Below are 18,557 nucleotides of genomic sequence, written 5' to 3'. Positions count from 1 at the left end.
GTACGAGATCAGGAAAGTACGGATTCGCCGCCGAAGTCGTCGTCGTCATCGGTTGGCGGACGACGGCGGGGAGGCGCCGGAGGCTGTGCGGGACGCGTGGACTGCCGCTCCGCTTCGTCCTCGTTGAAGCTGATCTCGTTGCGGCGGTCCGCCTGCGGTGGCTCCTCCTCGGCGGGCGGAGCCGGGAAGTTCTTCTTGGCCTCGTTGAACAACACGTTGGCGGTCTCGTCCTGCGTGCCGATCGTCTCGGCCATCGCTTCCTGGAGGATCTCCGGGATGCGGGACTGCGCGCGTTGCAGCAACCGCATGATCTCGCCGCTGACCTCGGCCATCCGCTTCTCGCGGGCGCTCTCGTTGATGACGAGGTTCTGGAGGATGCCGTTCGAGCCGATGGTCAGCTCGATCGAGCCGTCGGAAGACCGCTCGCTGATGGACATTCCCTGCACACGGGTCGCCATGGCCTGGTAGCGGTCAGCGCGCTCGCGCACGCTCTGTTCCCACTGGGAAACCATGCGCTCCGACTCGGCGATGTCCTCGGGCACCGTGATGTTCCTCCCCTAACGCGGCGGTCGTTCAAGGCGGTCTTTCAAGGATGACGCAGCGGTTCTTCGGCCGGTTCCGCTCGGTTCGCAAATCGGCCGGACAGACCAACGGCGTTCCCCTGAGCGTCTCAGGGGAACGCCGTTGTCCTCGGACGACTCAGTTGACGCCGAGCAGGTCGACCACGAACACGAGGGTCTCGTTGGGCTTGATCACTCCGCCCGCGCCACGCTCACCGTAAGCGAGATGAGACGGGATGACCAACTGCCTGCGGCCGCCGACCTTCATGCCCGCGACGCCCTGGTCCCAGCCCGCGATGACCCGGCCGGCGCCGAGGGGGAAGCCGAACGGCTCGCCGCGGTCCCACGAGGCGTCGAACTGCTCGCCGGTGGAGAAGGACACACCGACGTAGTGCACGGTGACGAACTGGCCCGCCTCTGCCGCGGGGCCGTCACCGACGGTGATGTCGTTGATGACGAGGTCGGCTGGCGGGGGGCCGTCGACCGGGTCGATCTCGGGCTTCTGCGCGGCCATGCGATGTCCTCCTCGAATCGGATTTGCTTCGCGCGAGTCAATCACGTCAGAACCAGCGGGACCGAATGGCCTACGCCTACTGGCTCTTGTGGCCGCACGGGGTGTCTGTTGATCTATCTATGCCCCTCCTGCGGGGCAACCACAACTGAAGGAGATGATCATGGCGGCAACCCTGCACCGCCTGCGGTCATGGCTGGGCGCGCTGCTGGTGGCGATGGTGCTACCGGTGGCGGGCGTCAGCGTGGCCGCGGCCGACCAGCCCACCACCACCGATGGTGAGGTCGGCGCCCAGATCGTCGGTGGCACGCGCGCCAGCACGTCCACCTACCCGTTCGTCGTGTACCTCGCGACGTCCAGCGGATTCCAGTACTGCGGCGGCACCCTGGTCAAGGCCAACAAGGTCGTCACCGCCGCGCACTGCACCGAGGGCGACTCGCCGTCGGCCGTGCGCGTCGTGGCCGGTCGGGACGACAAGAACTCGACCGCCGGTGTCGTCGCCAAGGTGACCAAGATCTGGATCCACCCGAGCTACACGGACGCCACGAAGGGCTATGACGTCTCGGTGCTCACGCTCGACCGCAACCTGTCCTACGCGCCGTTGAGCATCGCCACCTCGGCGGACAGCTCGCTGTACACGGCGGGCACCACGTCGCGGATCCTCGGCTGGGGCACCACCTCGTCCGGCGGTTCCGCCTCGCGGTACCTGCTCACGGCAACGGTGCCGCTGACCAGCAACACCAGCTGCGCGTCGAGCTACTCGGAGTTCAACGCGACGGCCATGGTGTGCGCCGGCTATCCGCAGGGCGGGGTCGACACCTGCCAGGGCGACTCCGGTGGCCCGCTGGTGGCCGGTGGCAAGCTCATCGGCATCACGTCGTGGGGTGAGGGCTGCGCCGCGGCCGGCTACCCCGGCGTCTACACGCGGGTGGCGACCTACGCGTCGCAGATCTCCGCCCAAATCAATTCCTGATCGGCTCAACTCCTGATCTGACCCATCGCGCGGGCGTCTTCGGGCGCCCGCGCAACCCGATCGGGTGATGGATCCGTCCTGGGGACATGACCGGAAGATGGGTACTGGCCGGCACCGCCCTGGCCATCGTCGTGGGGTGTGTCAGCTCCGCGAACCCTTTCGCTGACCAGGTTCCGCCGCGTCCGATCGTCGACTTCGAGCCGGTGAAGCTCGTCGCCTACGACTCGTGCGACACGGCGTTGACCGAACTCCGCCGCGCTGCACTGCCTTACGTGACCGCATACGGGTTCGGCGGTCCCGTGTTCACCATGGCGGAGGACTCGAGCGGCAGGGCGACGGCCGCCACTCCGCAGAACGCCGAGTCGAAGGCCTCCGAGCCGGCCCATTCGTCGACGAACACCCATGAGAAGGGCATCGACGAGCCGGACATCGTGAAGACCGACGGCAAGCGCATCGTCTCCATCGCGGACGGCAAGCTGCGTGTCGTCGACGTCGCCTCCAAGTCCGTGACCGGCACCCTCGAGTTTCACGCGTACCCGTCACAGCTCCTCGTGCAGGGCGACCGCGCGCTTGTCGTGATCAACGGTGGCGGTTGGGCCGAGCCGGTGATGGAGAAGCCGATCGCGCCGCCGTCCGGCGAGGTGTACCAGGCGGGAACCGAGCTGGTGCTCGTCGATCTCTCTGGTGCGCCCAAGGTTCTGGGCACGCTGAAGACCGACGGCTGGTACGTCGACGCCAGGCAGATCGGCGGCACCGCGCGCGTCGTCATCCGCTCGGCGCCGCGCCTTCCGTTCGTCTATCCCAATGGCGCCTCCGACGAGCCGAACTCGTTGCGGAGGAACCGCGACATCGTCGGTTCCGCTCCGATCGACGCGTGGCTGCCGCGCTACGAGCTCGATGTCGCGGGCAAGAAGTCGAGCGGCACCCTCGTGGACTGCGCGCACATCAGCCACCCGGTCGTGCACTCCGGGACGTCGATGCTCACCGTGCTCACCCTCGACCTGCCGCGCGAGCTCGGCACCGGCCAGCCCGTGTCGCTCATGGCCGACGGCGACACCGTTTACGGCACCGACAAGTCGCTGTACGTCGCCGACGACCACCGGCTGATCCCGATGCCGCGCCAGCGGCCCGGCATCGCGCCCGTGCCGCGGCCGTCGACGACCGCGATCCACCAGTTCGACATCAGCAAGCCCGGCCCGCCCGTGCACGTCGCCTCCGGTGACGTTGCCGGCACGCTGCTGAACCAGTACGCGATGTCCGAGTACGACGGGAACCTGCGCGTCGCCACCACGACCGGCGGCGACGTGTGGCGTGGTCCCACCGACCAGCCTCCGGCCACGCAGAGCAGCGTCATCGTGCTGACCAGGCACGGCACCACGTTGACGCAGACCGGCCGCGTCGACGGGCTGGGCAAGGGCGAACGCATCCGCGGCGTCCGGTTCGCCGGACCCGTCGGCTACGTCGTCACCTTCCGGCAGACCGACCCGCTGTACACGCTCGACCTGGGGAACCCGGCCGCGCCGCGTGCCGTCGGTGAACTGAAGATCACCGGCTATTCCGCGTACCTGCACCCGATCGGCGACGGCAAGCTGATCGGCATCGGCCAGGAGGCCACCGAGCAGGGGCGCGCCACCGGCACTCAGGTTTCGTTGTTCGACGTCAGCAATCCGGCGTCGCCGCGCAGGCTCGCCCAGCACCTCCTTCCACACTCCAACTCGGAGGCCGAGTACGACCCCCACGCTTTCCTTTACTGGCCCGCCAACGGGACGCTCGTCGTTCCCGTGACGTCGTTCGACTCGCGCGGCCTCGCTGCCGGGTCACTCGTGCTGCGGGTGCGTGACGGTGGCTTCACCGAGGTGGGCACCGTGCAGCCGCAGTCCGGTGGGTATGACAACGGGGCGCGGCGGGCGCTCGTCATCGGTGATCAGTTGTGGACCGTGTCGTCTGGTGGCGCCATGGCCAGTGCACTGGAGGGACTGGCTCAGCAGGCTTGGGTTCCCTTCTCTTGAGGCTTTCCTCGGGCCGGCCTGCGTGCTGGTGTTGGCCAGTGCGCGGGTCGGTATCGGGGAGTTCGCGGTTCGGAACGGAGGTTGGGTGGTCGGCTGGTTGGGTGCGGATTGTCGGGGGTTTGCAGGGATTGGGCCGCCGGTTGAGCCGCCGCGCAGGTGTGAGGGGGCCGCGGGGTAGGGGCGCGGCCGTGTTCGCCTTGTGGGGCATGGTTGTGGGCGGGCTGCGTTGCGGGCCGGGCGTGACGGTGCCGTGCGGGGTGGCGATGCCGGTGGGGCGGTGCCCGCGGGATGGCTTGTGGGGTCGGCGGCGCGCTGGCCGTGGCCGCTTTGGGGCGCGAGGCGATACACGGGTTGGTTGTGCACGGCTGGTTTGGTCCGCCGGGGCAACCTGGACAGTCCGGGGGCGGGTGCGGCCTTCGGGTCGTAGGGCGACGGAGGGTGCTGCGCTGTGGGCCGGGCTTGATGGTGCCGTGCGGGGTGGCGATATCGGTGTGGCGGTGCCCGCGGGATGGCTTGTGGGGTCGGCGGCGCGCTGGCTGTGGCTGCTTGGGGGCGTGAGGCGATACACGGGTTGGGTGGGACGTGGTTGTGGGCGGCTGGTTTGGTCGGCCGGGGCGACCTGGACAGTCCGGGGGCGGGTGCGGCCTTATGCGGTGGGCGACGGAGGGTGCTGCGCTGTGGGCCGGGCTTGATGGTGCCGTGCGGGGTGGCGATGCCGGTGTGGCGGTGCCCGCGGGATGGCTTGTGGGGTCGGCGGCGCGCTGGCCGTGGCCGCTTGGTAGCGGAGGCGATACACGGGTTGGGCGGCTGGTTTGGTCCGCCGGGGCGACCTGAACAGTCCGGAGGCCGGTGCGGCCTTACGGGCGGTAAGGCGACGGAGGATGCTGCGCTGGGGCGGTGATCAGGCGGTGGGACAGGACCGTGCCGCCCGCCATCGCCGCCGGGATGACCACGAGGGCCGCCAGCGGGATCAGGCACAGGAGGTACGTCGGCACCGCGAAGCCGAGGACCATTGCCCGGCGCGTGGCCAGGGTGCGCCTGCGCTCCTTCAGGGATCGGCCACGGCGGGTGAAGGGGATGCCCGTCAGCTCGATGCCCAAGAGGTACGCGTTGATGCACACCGCGATGACCGGCACGACCGTCTGGCCTACGAACGGCACGAAGCCCGCGGCGAACAAGGGGATCGCGAACAGCACGGAGACGGTGATGAGCAGAACGGCGTCTCGGATGCCGATGACAAAGCACCGCCACCAGTTCGCCTGCTCCGCCTCGGGCACGCCACCGAGTTCGTCCTCCACCTGCTCGGCGATGTACTCGTAGAACGGGCCACCGATGACCAGGCTGACCGCCGTGAACAGCAGGACGCCCAGGCCGACCGACAGGGCCACGATCACGATGCCGATGGCCACTTCAAGTGTTCGGCGCAGGCCCGAGTTCCACGAGGACGCGAAGCCCGTCGCCCAGGTGGCGATGTCGTCGATGTGATAGGCGAGCCACACGAAGCCGCCGATCATCAGCAGCGCGGTGATGAACGCGGGCAGCGCGCCGACCAGGACTCGCTTCGGCGAGCTGAAGACCAGTCGGAAGCCCTGCAGCAGCAGACCTACACCGGAGCCGAAGTCGCGGAGCGCCTTGATCACCGCCGGAGCATAGCCGTGACGCGCCACTCGTCGATCCAGAACGGCAGTCCATCCGTTCGCTCCTTCCGGTTCGGGGATTCGTGAACCACGCTAGGGAGGGGGTCTGACAAAAAATCGGCCTCGGTCGGGTTGGAGGGCGCGTGTCACTCGAACGAGGCATGATCGACTGGAGACCCGCAACCGGGAGGCGGAGCGAGTGAGCACACCAGCGAAGAACGCCGTCGTGGTGCCGGACGGCCCGCTGCCCATGCTGCCGCCCGCGATCTGGGAGTCCAGGGAGATCAGGGAGGCCGTCGCGGCCGAGTCGCCGGGCGCCGTCGTCGCGATCGCCCGCAAGGCCCACGGCCTGCGGCAGGACGAGCTGGGCACGCTGGCCGGTTTCTCGCAGTCCGCCATCTCCCGGCTCGAGTCCGGCAGCAACATCGCCTACGACATGCGCGTGCTGCGGACGTTGCAACGGCTCCTCGGCATCCCCGCCCACCTGCTGGGGCTCACCGACCGCACGCTGCCGATGCGCACCGGCGAAGCCCGCCGGCTCGCGGGTGGCGTCCCCGAGTTCGCCGGCCTCGACAACGTGGCGAAAGACCTGGTCGTCGGCATGGAGGGCAAGGCGCTGATGGCGCTGTGCGCCTCCGCGGTGTTCGGCAGCGCGTCGCCCAGCGGCGGCGGCATCACCGACGACGCGGTGTCGCAGCTGCTGGTGCTGCGCCGCATCGTGAACGACGCGCACAACTTCCGCGGCACCGGCGCGCTCATGCCGGCGGTGCGCTCGATGTACGACTTCATCGAAGTGCTGCGCCGGTCGGCCCGCGGTGAGCTGCGTCGCAGGCTGCTCGGTGTGGGCGCGATGTACGCCGAGTTCTACGGCTGGCTGCACGAGGAGATCGGCGACATGCGCGGCGCCTGCCAGTGGACGAGCCGCGCGCTCGAACAGGGTCAGGCCGCCGACGACCGCGACGTCGTCGCCTACTGCTACGTGCGGATGGCTCAGCTCGCCGAGGTCGACGGGGACGACGACCGCGTCATCGGCCTCGCCCGCGCCGCGCAACGTGAGACGGGCGCGAGCGTCATGGTGCGTGCGATGGCGTTGCGCCAGGAAGCTCGTGGCCTCGCGCGTGCGGGCCACGACTCGTGCATGTCCCGGCTCGACCTGGCCGCCCAGATGGTGCTCACCGCGGAACGGCCGCCGTCGGACGAGTACTGGATCGGCTACTGCTTCACCGAGCACCACGTCGCGATGCAACGGGCCGCGTGCTGGATCGAGCTCGGCGCGAACCGCCAGGCCATCGTCGAGTACGAGGACGTGGCGCAACGCTGGGGCCAGATCTGCCCGTGGGAACAGGGCGTGCACACGGCGAAGCTCGCCTTCGCGCACGCCGCCAACGGAGACGTCGAGCAGGCCGCCGAGTGCGGCTACGCGGCGCTCGACCTGGCACGCTCGACCGGCTCGGGGCTGATCCTGGCCGAGCTGAGCAGGCTGGAGCCGTGGGCAGGTAGTTCAGGCATCAACGAGCTCACTGAGACCGTCACCCAGATGCGGTAGGGGTGTATGCGGATTCCGCATACCCGACCCGTAAATCGTATTGAACCCTCCCGGTTTTCGCGTGCACGCCTCACGATCTACCTGTGATCGACCTAGCCGACCGCACGCCGCGGACCGAGCTCCCTGAATCGAAACAGGGGGCCTCGGGGGAGTTCTGCGCGGCCGTTGCCCAGCAGAACTGTGGCCCGTTTCGGCTGCAGTTCTACGCGACCCCGCACGCCGTGGTGTGCGTGGTCGACGACGCCGAGGTGAGCGCATGAGCACGCAGGAACGAACCGACGCACGCCTGCCGGTGCTGCTCGTCCGCAAGCGCGCAGGCATAGTCGGCGAGAGCCAGCGCACCTGCCACCTCGTCCCCATGCCCGAGGACGGCCGGCCGCCGCTCGCGCTCACCGCGTACTGCGGCGAGCTCATCCACCGTGGCGAGGCCGAGCTCCTCACCCAGCCCTCCGGCATGCCGTGCGTCGGCTGCCTGTTCCGGGTCCCGATGCCGCGCAGCGGCGAGCTCCACTCGAGTGACTGGGCCGTCTGAGGAGTTGCCCCGCCCCTTCCGGCCGCCTTATCTGGTGGCATGACGACCTACGTGAGGGGCTCGGGGCCCGAGGTGTTCACCACCTCGGTCACCGCGAGCGGGCACGAGTTCACCGCCGACGAGCCGGCGGACTTCGGCGGCAACGACCTCGGTCCGACACCGTACGACCTGCTTCTCGCCGCACTTGGGACGTGCACGTCCATGACGCTGCGGCTCTACGCCGAGCGTCGCGGCTACCCGCTGGAGTCCGTCGACGTCGTGCTCGACCACGACCGCGTGCACGCCCAGGACTGCGAGGACTGCATGTCCACCAGCGGTTACGTGACCCGCATCCGCAGGTCCATCACGCTCACCGGCGATCTGACCGACGAGCAGCGCGCAGATCTGATGCGCATCGCCGACAAGTGCCCGGTCCACAAGACCCTGACCGCCGAGATCATCGTCGACTCGACCCTGACCTAGGCGGGCTCCGCGATGCACGCGGTGCCGACGCGGCGGAAGCCGGCCTTTTCGTAGACCCTGGCGATGGTCTCGCTGCCCGCGGAGATGAACACGATCTTCGCGCCACGGTCCAACGCGTCACGCGACAGCGCGGTGGTGACGCCGGCACCGAGGCCCTGGCGGCGCGCGAACGGCAACGTGCCCACCCCGGCGACCTCCACCACGTCATCGGCGCGTTGCGCGGTGCCGACCGCCACGATCCCGTGACCGGGCAGTTCGGCGACGGCGTGCCGGTTGCCGCTCGGTGCCGGCGGCGTGCCGGTCAGCGCCGCGTCCCGCTCGGCCGTGCCCAGCTCGCCCTTGTCCGTACCCGGCACCGAGAACGCGAGCCGGGCGATGACACCGAACTCCTCCGGTATGTCGCCGTCGAGCAACCGCACCCGCGGGTCCGGCGCGGGCAGCAGGTCGGGATCGAGCACGAGCAACGGCGCGCGCAGCACGCTCAGGCCCGCCTCCTCGGCGACCTGGAGCAGCCCCGGCGTCGTCTCGTGCACCCACTCGAACGCCTCCGGGATGCCGAGCTCACGTTGCCGCGCCCGCATCGCCTGGACGTCGGACACCGTCGGCTCGCCCTGTGCCGGACGGGCCGGGCGCGCGTAGAACGGATAGCCGCCCTCGTGCTTCTGCACGAAGAGCACAAGCGAACCGTGCTCCTCAACGTTGGCACTGGACCGCGGCACCGCGTCGTAGAACGCTTCGAGGGTTTCGAACACGAACGACGACGCTAACCGTCCCGGCCTGGCTGCGGCGAAGCATTTTCCACGTCCGGGCTCGCCTTGCGCAGCTCCGCGTCGAGCTCGGCGCCCAGCAGCACCGCGATGTTCGAGATCCACAACCACACGAGGAACACGATCACGCCACCGAGCGACCCGTAGGTCTTGTTGTACGACGCGAAGTTCGCGACGTACACCGCGAAACCCGCCGTCGCCGCCGCCCACAGCAGGATCGCGAGCAGACTGCCCGGCGTGATCCAGCGGAACCGCGGCTGGTCGACGTTCGGCGACACCCAGTAGAGCACCGCGAACGCCAGGCTCACGAGCAGCACGATCACCGGCCACTTGACGATGTCCCACACCGTCACGACGGTGTCGCCGAGCCCGACCGCGTCGCCGACCGCGTTCGCCACGCCACCGGTGACGACCAGCGCGCCGATGGTGAGCGACAGCACGACGACCATGCCGAGAGTGAGCACCACCCGCAACGGCACGGTCTTCCAGAACGGCCGGTCCTCCTCGACGTCGTAGACGGCGTTGCACGCGCGGACGAACGCGCCGAGGTAGCCCGACGCGGTCCACAACGCGACGACCAGGCCGATGATCGCCGCCAGACCCGCCGCGTTCTGGTTCCGCTGCAGGTCTTCGATCGCCTGGTGGATCAGGTCGCCGGCCTGGCCGGGTGCGAGCTGGTCGACGTACTTCAGCAGCTCGTTCGTGGCGGACTCGCCGAGCAGCCCGAGGATCGAGGTCAGCACGACGATGCCCGGGAACAGGGACAGCACGCCGTAGTACGTGAGCGCCGCCGCCCAGTCGGTCAGGTTGTCGTCGTTGAACTCCTTGACCGTGCGCTTGAGGACGCCCCACCAAGTCCGCTTGGGCAGCTCGGTGGGGCTGTCAACCTGTTCACCTGCGCGCACGCCGCCAGCTCCAGGACCGCGAGGTGGCGCCGACACCGGCGAGGTGTAGTGCCAGGAGCAGCAGACCGAGAGTGACGAGCGTGCCGCCGCCGATGGTTCCGAGTGCCGCATCGGCCAGGTCCAGGATCAGCGCGAGCCCGAAGGCGACCGCGGCAATGATGGCCAGCATGTGAACCTCCTTGTCACAGGGCGGATACCCGTTGAGACAAGCGACAACCAGCCCGTTCGGAGCAATGCGGTCCACTGTGGTGGCATGATCGGTGCCCGTGGACGTCGAGCGCTGGGTGGCCGCCGCCGTGCCCTGGTGGATCCCCAGAGGGGTCCTGCTGCTGGGGTGGGCGGCCGCGTTGGCGATCGCGCTCGGCGCGGAGGCCGGCGGGTGCACGGTCGCGACGCCGTGCGACCCGGACGTCTCGTTCGCCTTCGCCGTCGTGCTCCTGCTGGCGGCGCCGGTGCTGCTGCTGGTCGGCCAGCCCGTGGCCGGCTGCCTGGCGGCCGCGGGTTTCGCGGTCCTGGACCTGTTGTTCGACGACGTGGTCGCGGCGAACGTCGCGTTCGGCGCGTACGGGGTCGTCTGCTTTCTCGTAGCCGTCTGGATCATGCGCGCGCGGGCCGAGCAACGGCACATCGCCGGCGGCCGGCTCGTGGGGCTGTCGTCGCCGGTGTCGTGGGGCCTGTCGCCGGTGCTGGTCGTGTTGTTCGCGGTGCTCGGCGCGTTGGCGTTCCTGTCCTACGACGGCGCTTCGGCAGAGGTCGACGAACACCTGCGGGTGGCGTCGCGGATGGACGCGCAAGTCGTTGCGGTGCAAGGCGTCGACGTGACGCTGGAGCTGCCCGGTGGCAACCGGATCATGGTCGATCCGCTCGAGCAGTACGCCGTCGGCGACCGCGTGCCGGTGCTCGTCGACGGACCGTGGGTGCGGCTCGTCGCCGAACCCGAGGACGTGACCTGGCGGCTGACGCTCGGTTTCGCCTTGTACCTCTTGGTGTTCCTCTTCCTGCTGCGCGCGTGGCAGCGACGGGCGCTGTGGGGCCGTCCGCTGCCGTCCGTGCGCCTGTGCGTGGAAGCCGTTGGCGTGCACCGGATCCTGCTGCGATCACCGGACGGCCGGCCGCTGGCGCTGCTGCGCGTCGACGCCGACGTGCCGGTCGCGCCGCCGCCGTTCACCGACGCCGCGCACTTCGGCCGGGTGTGGCGCGGCGAGGAGTCCCCGCCGCCTCCGCCCGACCTGCCCGAGGTGACCGTGGCGGGGGAGCTGAACCACGGCGGACGCGTCGCGGTCCTGGTCGGCGACGAGATCCTGATGTCCGCCGTGCTGCGACCCGTGCGCGGCCGGTTCGACCGTGCGCTTCCGGGTACGCCCGTGTCCGCCGGTTCACCGGTCTCGCTGCCGGTCTCGGTGCGTTCTCCCGCGCGGTGGGAGGGCTTGCTGCTACTGGCCTTGGCGGTGGGGCTGTTGATCGCCGTGCGGTCCGGCGTGTCCGGTTTCGTACTGTTGCTCGGGGCGCAGTGCCTCGTCGGCGCGTGGTACCGGCTGCGGCCGTTGCGCCTGTCGCACACCGCTTTGACCGTGCACGCCGGGTTGTTCGTCTATCACGTGCCTTGGACGCAACTGCACGGTGTGCGGCGCGACGGACGCCGGCTCGTGCTGGCGTTCGGCCCGCACGGCGATCTGATCACCGTGCCGGACGTTCCCGGGCTCGGTGGCTCGTTGATGTGGTTGCGGGCGCGCGGATCGATCGCCGGCTTCCGCGCGCCCGTCAGCCGGTCGCTCGGGCTGGTGCCGTTGATCGTGGTGCTGTATCTGGTCACAGGCCTGCTATGACGTCGAGCAGACGGTCCACATCGGACTCGCTGGTGTAGGGGGCGATGCCTGCCCGGACCGCTCCCTGGTCGCCCAGGCCCAGCCAGCGTGAGCATTCGATCGCGTAGAAGTTGCCTGCCGGGGCGTTGATGTTGTGCTCGGCCAGTTTTCGGTACACCGCTTGAGGTTCAAGGTTGTTGACCGTGAACAGGACCGTCGGGGTGCTGTGCTCCGGGCTGTAGATCTTGACCTTCTCTGTTTGGTTGAGGCCGTTGCGCAGGCGGGCTTTCAGCTTGTTCTCGTGGGCTTCGATGTTGTCCATGCCCAGGGTTTCGAGGAACCTCACCGCTGCCGTGGTGCCGGCCAGGAGCTCGTACGGCAGGGTGCCCAGTTCGAAGCGCTCGGGGACCTCGTTGGTGCTCGGCAGGAGTTTGTCCGGGTTCAGCTGCTCCAGTTCGTGTTTCGCGGCTGCCAAGACGCCCATGTGCGGGCCGCAGAACTTGTAGGGGGAGCAGACGTAGAAGTCGGCGTTGAGCGCCTGGACATCGATGGCGGTGTGTGGCGTGAGGTGGACGCCGTCCACGTAGACCTTGACGCCGGCCTGGTGTGCCGCTTCCGTGATCGCGGGAATGTCGGGCTTGGTGCCAAGGAGGTTGGACGCTGCCGTGACCGCCACCAGTTTCGTGCGGTTGGTCAGCAGATTCGTGATGTGGTTCGGGTGGAGTTCGCCGGTTTCCGGGTCGAACGGGGCCCAGCGGACCGTGACACCGTTGGCTTCGGCCGCCTGAACCCAGGGGCGGATGTTGGCGTCATGGTCGAGTCTCGTGACGATGACCTCGTCGCCGGGGTGCCAGGTCTTGGCCAGAGTGCGGGCGAAGTCGTAGGTCAGCTGGGTCATGCTGCGGCCGAATACGACCGTCTCGGCGTTGAGGAAATCGGTCATTGTGCGTCTGGCCGTGTGCACGATCTCTTCCGCGCGTTGTTCGGCCTTCGTGACACTGCCGCGGTTGGAGACCGCGGAAGTCAGCGTGGCTGCCATCGCCTCGGCAACGACGTCGGGTGTCTGGGAACCGCCGGGGCCGTCGAAATGAGATGCACCCTCGTCGAGTGCGGGAAAGTGTTCGCGTATCGCCGCCAGGTCGTAGCTCACCCCTCGATTCTCGGCCACGGGTCCGCGCTCCGCGCCCCGCGCGGGACGTTCGAATTCCGCACCACGGCGGCAACCGCGTGGACGCGCTGATTGGCCCCTTGTGACGCTAGTCCATGTGGCCTATGTCGTCAGTTGAGTCTGACGGCGGTAGTCGACTTATTAACAATGCACATACGCTCGGTTGTCTGGACCGCTTGTGAGACACCGGGGAGTACACGTGGCCCGACGGAACAGTGCGCACGAAGAACCCGCCGGACTGCGTTGGGTGAAGAGTTCGGCGAGCACCACCACTAGTGACAGTTGCGTCGAGCTGGCGGTCGCGGACGGGACTGTGTTCATCCGCGATTCGAAGGACGCCGAGGGTGCGTCGCTGGTTTTCCGATGGCCGGCCTGGGAAAGGTTCCTGGGGAGCACGAGCGAGGCTTGAGCGTGCCCCTGTGGTCCTAGGTGAACCTTCAGTTCACGCCACGTGGCGACCCGCTTGGTGGTAGGTTGCCGGTAGGCGATAGGGTCTCGCGCAACTTGCCACATGGCACTCGTCACGTGGCATGTCGCTCGATGTCAACGGACCAGGAGGGCCCATGCCTCGGGGAGTCACGCCGGTCAGTCAGCTGCGGCGGCTACGAGCCGAGCTCAAGCTCATGCGTGACGCGGCCGGGCAGACCCAGAAGGACGTCGCGGACGCCCTCGAATGGTCGATGTCCAAGGTGATCAGGATAGAGAATGGCCCGGTCGGCATTTCGATCACCGATCTAAAGGCTCTGCTGTTCCATTACAAGGTCACCGATGATGCCCGCGTCGATGAATTGCTGGAGATGGCGCGTGCCAGCAAACAGCGTGCTTGGTGGCACAAGTACAAGGACTTCTTCTCTCCGAAGTTCCTCAACTTCATCGGGCTTGAGGCATCGGCGATTCGCATTCGGCAGTTCCAGCAGATGATCATCCCGGGTTTGCTGCAGACACGTGACTACGCCACGGCCGTTGTCGAGTCCTTCGGTGAGTCTCCGGAAAAGGTGAGCCGTGGCGTCGAAGTCCGCTTGGAGCGGCAGAAGCAGCTGCTCGGGGACGGGCCGGAGTGCTACTTCATCCTCGACGAGTCGGTGCTCCGCCGGCTGATCGGCAACGAGTCGATCATGCGTGACCAACTCCAGCACCTCAAGGAGATCGCGGCGAAGGACAACGTCACCGTCCAGGTGGTGCCCTTCACGGCCGGACGGCACCGCGGGCTGGGCGCATCGTTCGAGATCTTCCAGCTCACCGAGCAGGAAGACGACTACGCGATGGTCATCGAGCTGCCCTACCAGGACAAGCTGATCGAGGAGAGCAGCGAGGAGACCGCCGAGTATGTCGCGATCTTCGCGGAGCTCGAGAAGATCGCCCTGTCCGAGGAGGACTCGGTCAAGCTGATCGACCGGCTGCTCGGACAGTTGCCTGGTTGATCGCTATTTGCCAACTTCAGCTATGACGTTGGTCACTGTGCCTGTTACCCTAGTGCCATGTGGCAGAATGCTAACTGCCGCAGCGTGGCGGAGGAGGGGACATGGCCACGAACACCAAACCGGGTCGCAGCCCTTCGCGCGGTAAGTGGCAGGGCTACAGAACGATCTTCTCGGTGGACGCGATGGGGTCCACCAAGTGGACCAACGGTGAGAAGGAAGTCGGCCGGGCGTTGATGTACCGGCTGGTCGGGGACGCGTTCGAGTCGTGTGGCATCAAGCCGCACTACTGCGATCCGCTCGTGGACCGCGGGGACGGGATTCTCGCGTTGATCCGGCCGCTCGACGAGGTGCCGAAGACCCTGGTGCTCGGCACGATGATCCCGAAGCTGCGTGAGCTGCTCGCCGGCGAGGTGGAGAGCGAGTTGCGCAGTCCGCTGCGGCTGCGGGCGGTGTTGCACGCGGGCGAGGTGCACGACGACGGCAGAGGGCCGTTCGGAGAGGCGCTCGACTCGGCGTTCCGGTTGCTCGAATCACGTGAGGTCAAGAGGTTCGACGAGGTCGACTCGCCCCTGCTGCTGGTCATCTCCGACGACATCTACCGGACCGTCGTGCTGCAGTACTTCGCCGGCGAGGCGATTCGCTTCGAACCGATTCGGCGCAAGGACGACCGCAACGGCAACGTCTACCGCGGTTGGGTGCTCAGCTCGTAGGACGCAGGAAGCGGGTCACGATCTGCTTCAGTACCGGCACCTGCTCTGCCGGGTCGAACGACGGATCCAGGCTGGTCCGGCTGTACAGGCCGTCCACCAGACCCTGGATCCAACTCGCGGCGGTCACCGGCGGTACCGACGGATCGATGTCGCACGACGAAAGCAGCGTCGCCAACCCGTCGCGCAGCGCCAGTTCGTTCTGCACCACCAACGCGGCCAGCGAGGGATCGCGGCCGGCCTGGGCGACGAGCTCGACCACCAGGCCGGCGACCGCGCGGTCGGCCAGAGGCGCGACCAGATGGTCGATCACGGACAGCACGCCGGCCCAGCCGGAAGCCGAGGACAGCACCCGAGCGTTGTCGAGACCGTCCTGCTCGAAGATCGCGCGGAAGATGGCCTTCTTGGACGGGAAGTAGTGGAACAGGCTGCCCGTGCTGATGCCCGCGGCAGTGCAGATCTCCGCGACGGTGGTGCGTTCGAAACCCTTCACCGCGAAGCAACCGGCCGCGGTGTCGATGATGTGGCGGCGCTTCGCCGAGTGTCTGACCGGGTCGACGGTGCGCATCACGTCCGCCAGTACTGGCGCTTCTTCACGTCACGCACGTAGACGCCGTGTTTGCGCAGTTCGGCGGACAGCAGCCCGACGTCGTCCGATGACTTGCGCACGGCTGCGAGACGTTCCCTGAGCAGTGAGTTCACCTCGGCCGGCAGGTCGGGGGCGTGGTCGACCCACATGCGGTACGAGTCGGTGAACGGATCGGCGGACAGCCACGAGTAGCCGTGCGCCGAGAACGCCGCCTGCAGATCGGCGGCAGCGAGGTCGGAGGGCTCACGCGCCAGCTCCGCGTCGGAAGAGTCCAGTAGTACCAAGTGTTTGCCGTCGACGTAGGCAGAACGTACAGAGGTGAACGACTGCCGCTTGTCGTCCCGCTGTAGCACGACCTCGGTAGGGGACACGGTCACCGAAAGCATGTCCACGGCCCAGAGGAAGGCCAACGCCAATCCGAGCACGACGCCCAGCGTCAGCGCGCCCAGGACCCGATACGGCGACGGGATGGACGCCACCAGCTCGAACACGCCCTGGAACGGAAACCATCGAAGATCCGCCACCCATGCGGCAATGGATGTCAGCCCCCACAGCACTAGCGCCCCCAGCGCCGGGCACAGCACCCAGATGCCGTACCGGACCGCCGCGCTCTCCCTCACGGTTGTCACGGAAGCAATATTAGACCGAGCGCTCGGTTTATTGACAGGGAACCGCCAGAAGGACTACACATCCGATGACTCGTCGGGCCGCCGCTTCCGAGAGAGGAGCGGTCAATGCCGACCTTTTCCCGCCGCACCCTGTTCGCCGGCACGGCTGCGGGCGCGATCGCGCTGTCAACCACCTCGACCGCCCAGGCCGCGATCGGCATCGACGATCGCGTCAACTGGGGTGCTTACCTCGGAGGTCTGGACCCCGTCTGGCAGAACATGCCGACGACCTTCTACCAGGGACCGTTCCTCGGCAACGGTGGCCTCGGCGCCGCCGTCTACCGGATCGGCACCAAGCTGGCGTTCAAGATCGGCGACTCCAGGGTGCGTGACCACCAGGGGACCGGCGGGACGAACTTCGGCAACGCGCGGCTGCCGATCGGGTACTTCACGCTCAACACCACGGGGAACGTCACGGACGTCGACCTGCGGCTGAGTCTCCACAACGCCGAGCTGACCGGCACCGTCACGACCGCCAACGGCGTGCTCAACCTCAGCGCCTACGTGCACGCGGAGCGAGACGTCCTGGTCGTCACCGCGACGGTCAAGTCGGGCAACGAGAAGGTCGCCTGGACGTTCACGCCCTCGAAGGCGCGCAGTCCGCGGCTGGACTTCAAGCCCGCGCCGGACGGCCTCAAGACCAACCCGGATCCGAAGGTCAGCGGGACGACGTGCACCCAGGACCTCGTGGCCGGCGGCCAGACCGTCACCAAGTGGCAGATCCAGAACAACACCTTCTACGCCACGGTCGCGCACACGTTCCCCGACAAGACGGCGAACGCCAAGGCGACGCAGACCCTGAGCGAGGCCACCACGAACCCGCTGCTGCGCAAGGAGCACACGGACTGGTGGAACGCCTTCTATCCCAAGAGTTTCGTGTCGGTCGCGGACACCAGGATGGAGAGTTTCTACTGGATCCAGCTGTACAAGCTGGCCAGTGCCACCCGTCGCGACAAGCCCGTTCTCGGCACGTGTGGGCCGTGGCTGGAGCCGACGCCGTGGCCCGGCACGTGGTGGAACCTCAACGTGCAGCTCGAGTACTGGATCCTCAACGCCACGAACCACAAGGAGCTGGACTCCCTGTCCTACTCCCTGGAGAAGGAACGCGACAACCTCATCGCGAACGTCCCGAGCCAGTACCGCGGCGACTCCATGGGGATCGCCCGCACGACGCAGGAGGACCTCCGCGGCAACGTCGCGCAGCCCGGCGCCGACGGCGACCCGGAGTGCGGAAACCTGTTGTGGGCCTTGCACAACGCATACCTGACCTACCGGCACAGCATGGACGACGCCAAGCTGAGGGACTTCGTCTTCCCGTCACTGCGCCGCGCGGTCAACTACCACCTGCACTTCCTCACCAAGGACAGCAAGGGCGTCTACCACCTGCCCAAGACGTTCTCGCCCGAGTACGCGTCCACAAAGGACTGCAACTACGACCTGGCGTTGCTGCACTGGGGCTGCCGTACGCTCATCGCGATCAACCAGCGGCTCGGCCTGAACGACCCGCTGTTGTCGAAGTGGCGTGACGTCATGGACAACCTGACGAAACCGCCGCAGGACAGCACCCAGGGCTTCTGGATCGGCGCGGACGTCAAGCTCACCAAGTCGCACCGGCACTACTCGCACCTGCTGTGGTTCTACCCGCTCTACGAGCTGGACGTCACGACGAACAGCGCCAACCGCACCGCGCTCACCACGTCGCTCAAGCACTGGCTCAGCTTCACCGGCGCGCAGCAGGGCTACACGTTCACCGGCTCCGGCTCGATGTACGCGCTGCTCGGCGACGGCGACAAGGCGCGCGGGCAGTTGGTCACGTTGCTGGACAAGTACGTTCAGCCCAACACGATGTACAAGGAGAGCGGGCCGGTCATCGAGACGCCGCTGTCCGGCGCGCAGACGATGCACGACATGCTCGTGCAGAGCTGGGGTGGCATCGTGCGCGTCTTCCCGGCGGTGCCCGCGGCGTGGGCGAGCGTGACGCTGCACAACGTGCGGACCGAAGGTGCGTTCGAGATCAGCGCGGTCCGCAAGGGCGGCAAGACGCAGTGGATCCGGGTGAAGAGCCTCGCGGGCGAACCGCTGCGGCTGCATCCAGGCAACCTCGCGGGACCGTTCGACGTGCGCGAGCTGCCGAGCGGCAACTCCGTGCCGTTCCAGCAGAACGCGGACGGCACCCTCACCGTCACGCTCGCGAAGAACGCCGAGGTCGTGATCATCACGAAGGGGACGAACCCCGAGCTCGCCGTCGAACCGGCTGGTTCAAACAGCAAGCGGTATTGGGGCCTGCCATAGCGGAC

The 18,557-nt window shown here is 67.9% G+C and carries 20 protein-coding genes; 11 read left to right on the top strand and 9 right to left on the bottom strand.

Annotated features, from left to right (window positions below):
* Positions 1-8 precede the first annotated feature (8 nt).
* Both QSK35_RS07960 and QSK35_RS07955 read right to left on the bottom strand, forming a co-directional pair.
* Positions 9-542 carry a YbaB/EbfC family nucleoid-associated protein gene (locus tag QSK35_RS07960; RefSeq protein ID WP_285743777.1) on the bottom strand — a complete coding sequence of 178 codons (534 nt, stop codon included), beginning with the start codon at positions 540-542 and terminating at the stop codon, positions 9-11.
* 157 nt (positions 543-699) lie between these two features.
* On the bottom strand, positions 700-1,074 hold the full coding sequence (locus tag QSK35_RS07955) for an FKBP-type peptidyl-prolyl cis-trans isomerase (RefSeq protein ID WP_285743776.1): 375 nt from the start codon (positions 1,072-1,074) through the stop codon (positions 700-702).
* Positions 1,075-1,234: 160 nt separating this feature from the next.
* Between QSK35_RS07955 and QSK35_RS07950 the strand changes: the two genes are divergently transcribed.
* Positions 1,235-2,044: a S1 family peptidase gene (locus QSK35_RS07950; RefSeq protein ID WP_285743774.1), complete on the top strand. Its 810-nt coding sequence runs from the start codon at positions 1,235-1,237 to the stop codon at positions 2,042-2,044.
* 86 nt (positions 2,045-2,130) lie between these two features.
* Positions 2,131-4,053, top strand: coding sequence for a beta-propeller domain-containing protein (locus QSK35_RS07945; RefSeq protein ID WP_285743773.1), 1,923 nt, complete (start codon positions 2,131-2,133; stop codon positions 4,051-4,053).
* A gap of 857 nt (positions 4,054-4,910) precedes the next feature.
* Here QSK35_RS07945 and QSK35_RS07940 read toward each other — a convergent pair.
* A complete protein-coding gene (locus tag QSK35_RS07940; protein ID WP_285743772.1) occupies positions 4,911-5,693 on the bottom strand; it encodes an EI24 domain-containing protein in 783 nt (260 codons plus the stop codon).
* A 196-nt stretch (positions 5,694-5,889) separates the two neighbouring features.
* Between QSK35_RS07940 and QSK35_RS07935 the strand changes: the two genes are divergently transcribed.
* The 4 genes from QSK35_RS07935 (at position 5,890) to QSK35_RS07920 (ending at position 8,230) form a co-directional block, all read left to right on the top strand.
* Positions 5,890-7,236, top strand: a complete 1,347-nt coding sequence (locus tag QSK35_RS07935; RefSeq protein WP_285743770.1) for a helix-turn-helix domain-containing protein — start codon at positions 5,890-5,892, stop codon at positions 7,234-7,236.
* An 83-nt stretch (positions 7,237-7,319) separates the two neighbouring features.
* Complete coding sequence (locus QSK35_RS07930; protein ID WP_285743768.1) at positions 7,320-7,496, top strand: hypothetical protein; 177 nt, start codon at positions 7,320-7,322, stop codon at positions 7,494-7,496.
* Positions 7,493-7,768, top strand: coding sequence for a hypothetical protein (locus QSK35_RS07925; protein ID WP_285743766.1), 276 nt, complete (start codon positions 7,493-7,495; stop codon positions 7,766-7,768). The genes QSK35_RS07930 and QSK35_RS07925 overlap by 4 nt, the downstream gene beginning before the upstream one ends.
* A 39-nt stretch (positions 7,769-7,807) precedes the next feature.
* Positions 7,808-8,230: an OsmC family protein gene (locus QSK35_RS07920; protein WP_285743765.1), complete on the top strand. Its 423-nt coding sequence runs from the start codon at positions 7,808-7,810 to the stop codon at positions 8,228-8,230.
* Here the strand turns inward: QSK35_RS07920 and QSK35_RS07915 are convergent.
* From QSK35_RS07915 to QSK35_RS07905, 3 genes are read right to left on the bottom strand one after another with little or no spacing between them, the layout of a single operon-like run.
* The gene (locus QSK35_RS07915; protein WP_285743763.1) at positions 8,227-8,982 is read right to left on the bottom strand and encodes a GNAT family N-acetyltransferase; all 756 of its coding nucleotides are present in this window, start codon (positions 8,980-8,982) and stop codon (positions 8,227-8,229) included. The genes QSK35_RS07920 and QSK35_RS07915 overlap by 4 nt on opposite strands.
* Before the next feature lie 11 nt (positions 8,983-8,993).
* A complete protein-coding gene (locus tag QSK35_RS07910; RefSeq protein WP_285743760.1) occupies positions 8,994-9,902 on the bottom strand; it encodes a YihY/virulence factor BrkB family protein in 909 nt (302 codons plus the stop codon).
* Positions 9,889-10,071 carry a hypothetical protein gene (locus QSK35_RS07905; RefSeq protein ID WP_285743758.1) on the bottom strand — a complete coding sequence of 61 codons (183 nt, stop codon included), beginning with the start codon at positions 10,069-10,071 and terminating at the stop codon, positions 9,889-9,891. The genes QSK35_RS07910 and QSK35_RS07905 overlap by 14 nt, the downstream gene beginning before the upstream one ends.
* 97 nt (positions 10,072-10,168) lie before the next feature.
* Here QSK35_RS07905 and QSK35_RS07900 point away from each other — a divergent pair, with 97 nt between their 5' ends.
* Positions 10,169-11,728 carry a hypothetical protein gene (locus tag QSK35_RS07900; protein ID WP_285743756.1) on the top strand — a complete coding sequence of 520 codons (1,560 nt, stop codon included), beginning with the start codon at positions 10,169-10,171 and terminating at the stop codon, positions 11,726-11,728.
* On the opposite strand, the gene QSK35_RS07895 is transcribed toward QSK35_RS07900, so the two are convergent.
* Entirely contained in the window at positions 11,712-12,857 is a 1,146-nt protein-coding gene (locus tag QSK35_RS07895; RefSeq protein ID WP_285743754.1) for a cysteine desulfurase-like protein, read from the bottom strand. The genes QSK35_RS07900 and QSK35_RS07895 overlap by 17 nt on opposite strands.
* 196 nt (positions 12,858-13,053) lie before the next feature.
* Here QSK35_RS07895 and QSK35_RS07890 point away from each other — a divergent pair, with 196 nt between their 5' ends.
* The 3 genes from QSK35_RS07890 (at position 13,054) to QSK35_RS07880 (ending at position 15,006) form a co-directional block, all read left to right on the top strand.
* On the top strand, positions 13,054-13,284 hold the full coding sequence (locus tag QSK35_RS07890) for a DUF397 domain-containing protein (RefSeq protein WP_352243450.1): 231 nt from the start codon (positions 13,054-13,056) through the stop codon (positions 13,282-13,284).
* Between the two features lie 121 nt (positions 13,285-13,405).
* Positions 13,406-14,296, top strand: a complete 891-nt coding sequence (locus QSK35_RS07885; protein ID WP_352243448.1) for a helix-turn-helix domain-containing protein — start codon at positions 13,406-13,408, stop codon at positions 14,294-14,296.
* 101 nt (positions 14,297-14,397) lie between these two features.
* On the top strand, positions 14,398-15,006 hold the full coding sequence (locus tag QSK35_RS07880; RefSeq protein ID WP_285743750.1) for a hypothetical protein: 609 nt from the start codon (positions 14,398-14,400) through the stop codon (positions 15,004-15,006).
* Here the strand turns inward: QSK35_RS07880 and QSK35_RS07875 are convergent.
* Together QSK35_RS07875 and QSK35_RS07870 are read right to left on the bottom strand one after the other, a co-directional pair.
* Positions 14,996-15,571, bottom strand: coding sequence for a TetR/AcrR family transcriptional regulator (locus QSK35_RS07875; RefSeq protein WP_285743748.1), 576 nt, complete (start codon positions 15,569-15,571; stop codon positions 14,996-14,998). The genes QSK35_RS07880 and QSK35_RS07875 overlap by 11 nt on opposite strands.
* Positions 15,571-16,221, bottom strand: coding sequence for a YqeB family protein (locus QSK35_RS07870; RefSeq protein WP_285743746.1), 651 nt, complete (start codon positions 16,219-16,221; stop codon positions 15,571-15,573). The genes QSK35_RS07875 and QSK35_RS07870 overlap by 1 nt, the downstream gene beginning before the upstream one ends.
* Before the next feature lie 105 nt (positions 16,222-16,326).
* Between QSK35_RS07870 and QSK35_RS07865 the strand changes: the two genes are divergently transcribed.
* Entirely contained in the window at positions 16,327-18,552 is a 2,226-nt protein-coding gene (locus QSK35_RS07865; RefSeq protein WP_285743744.1) for a glycosyl hydrolase family 95 catalytic domain-containing protein, read from the top strand.
* The last annotated feature ends 5 nt before the right edge of the window (positions 18,553-18,557 follow it).

The sequence above is a fragment of the Lentzea sp. NBRC 105346 genome (genome assembly GCF_030269605.1).
GTDB lineage: Bacteria > Actinomycetota > Actinomycetes > Mycobacteriales > Pseudonocardiaceae > Lentzea.
Note: the sequence above shows the minus strand (reverse complement) of the source record. Positions and strands in the feature narration are given on the sequence as shown.

Excerpts from the sequence above, each read along its gene's own strand:
- QSK35_RS07945 (WP_285743773.1), top strand. The coding sequence starts at position 2,131 with ATGACCGGAAGATGGGTACTGGCCGGCACCGCCCTGGCCATCGTCGTG.
- QSK35_RS07875 (WP_285743748.1), bottom strand. The coding sequence starts at position 15,571 with ATGCGCACCGTCGACCCGGTCAGACACTCGGCGAAGCGCCGCCACATC.
- QSK35_RS07955 (WP_285743776.1), bottom strand. The coding sequence starts at position 1,074 with ATGGCCGCGCAGAAGCCCGAGATCGACCCGGTCGACGGCCCCCCGCCA.
- QSK35_RS07950 (WP_285743774.1), top strand. The coding sequence starts at position 1,235 with ATGGCGGCAACCCTGCACCGCCTGCGGTCATGGCTGGGCGCGCTGCTG.
- QSK35_RS07885 (WP_352243448.1), top strand. The coding sequence starts at position 13,406 with ATGTCGCTCGATGTCAACGGACCAGGAGGGCCCATGCCTCGGGGAGTC.
- QSK35_RS07920 (WP_285743765.1), top strand. The coding sequence starts at position 7,808 with ATGACGACCTACGTGAGGGGCTCGGGGCCCGAGGTGTTCACCACCTCG.
- QSK35_RS07880 (WP_285743750.1), top strand. The coding sequence starts at position 14,398 with ATGGCCACGAACACCAAACCGGGTCGCAGCCCTTCGCGCGGTAAGTGG.
- QSK35_RS07865 (WP_285743744.1), top strand. The coding sequence starts at position 16,327 with ATGCCGACCTTTTCCCGCCGCACCCTGTTCGCCGGCACGGCTGCGGGC.
- QSK35_RS07925 (WP_285743766.1), top strand. The coding sequence starts at position 7,493 with ATGAGCACGCAGGAACGAACCGACGCACGCCTGCCGGTGCTGCTCGTC.
- QSK35_RS07905 (WP_285743758.1), bottom strand. The coding sequence starts at position 10,071 with ATGCTGGCCATCATTGCCGCGGTCGCCTTCGGGCTCGCGCTGATCCTG.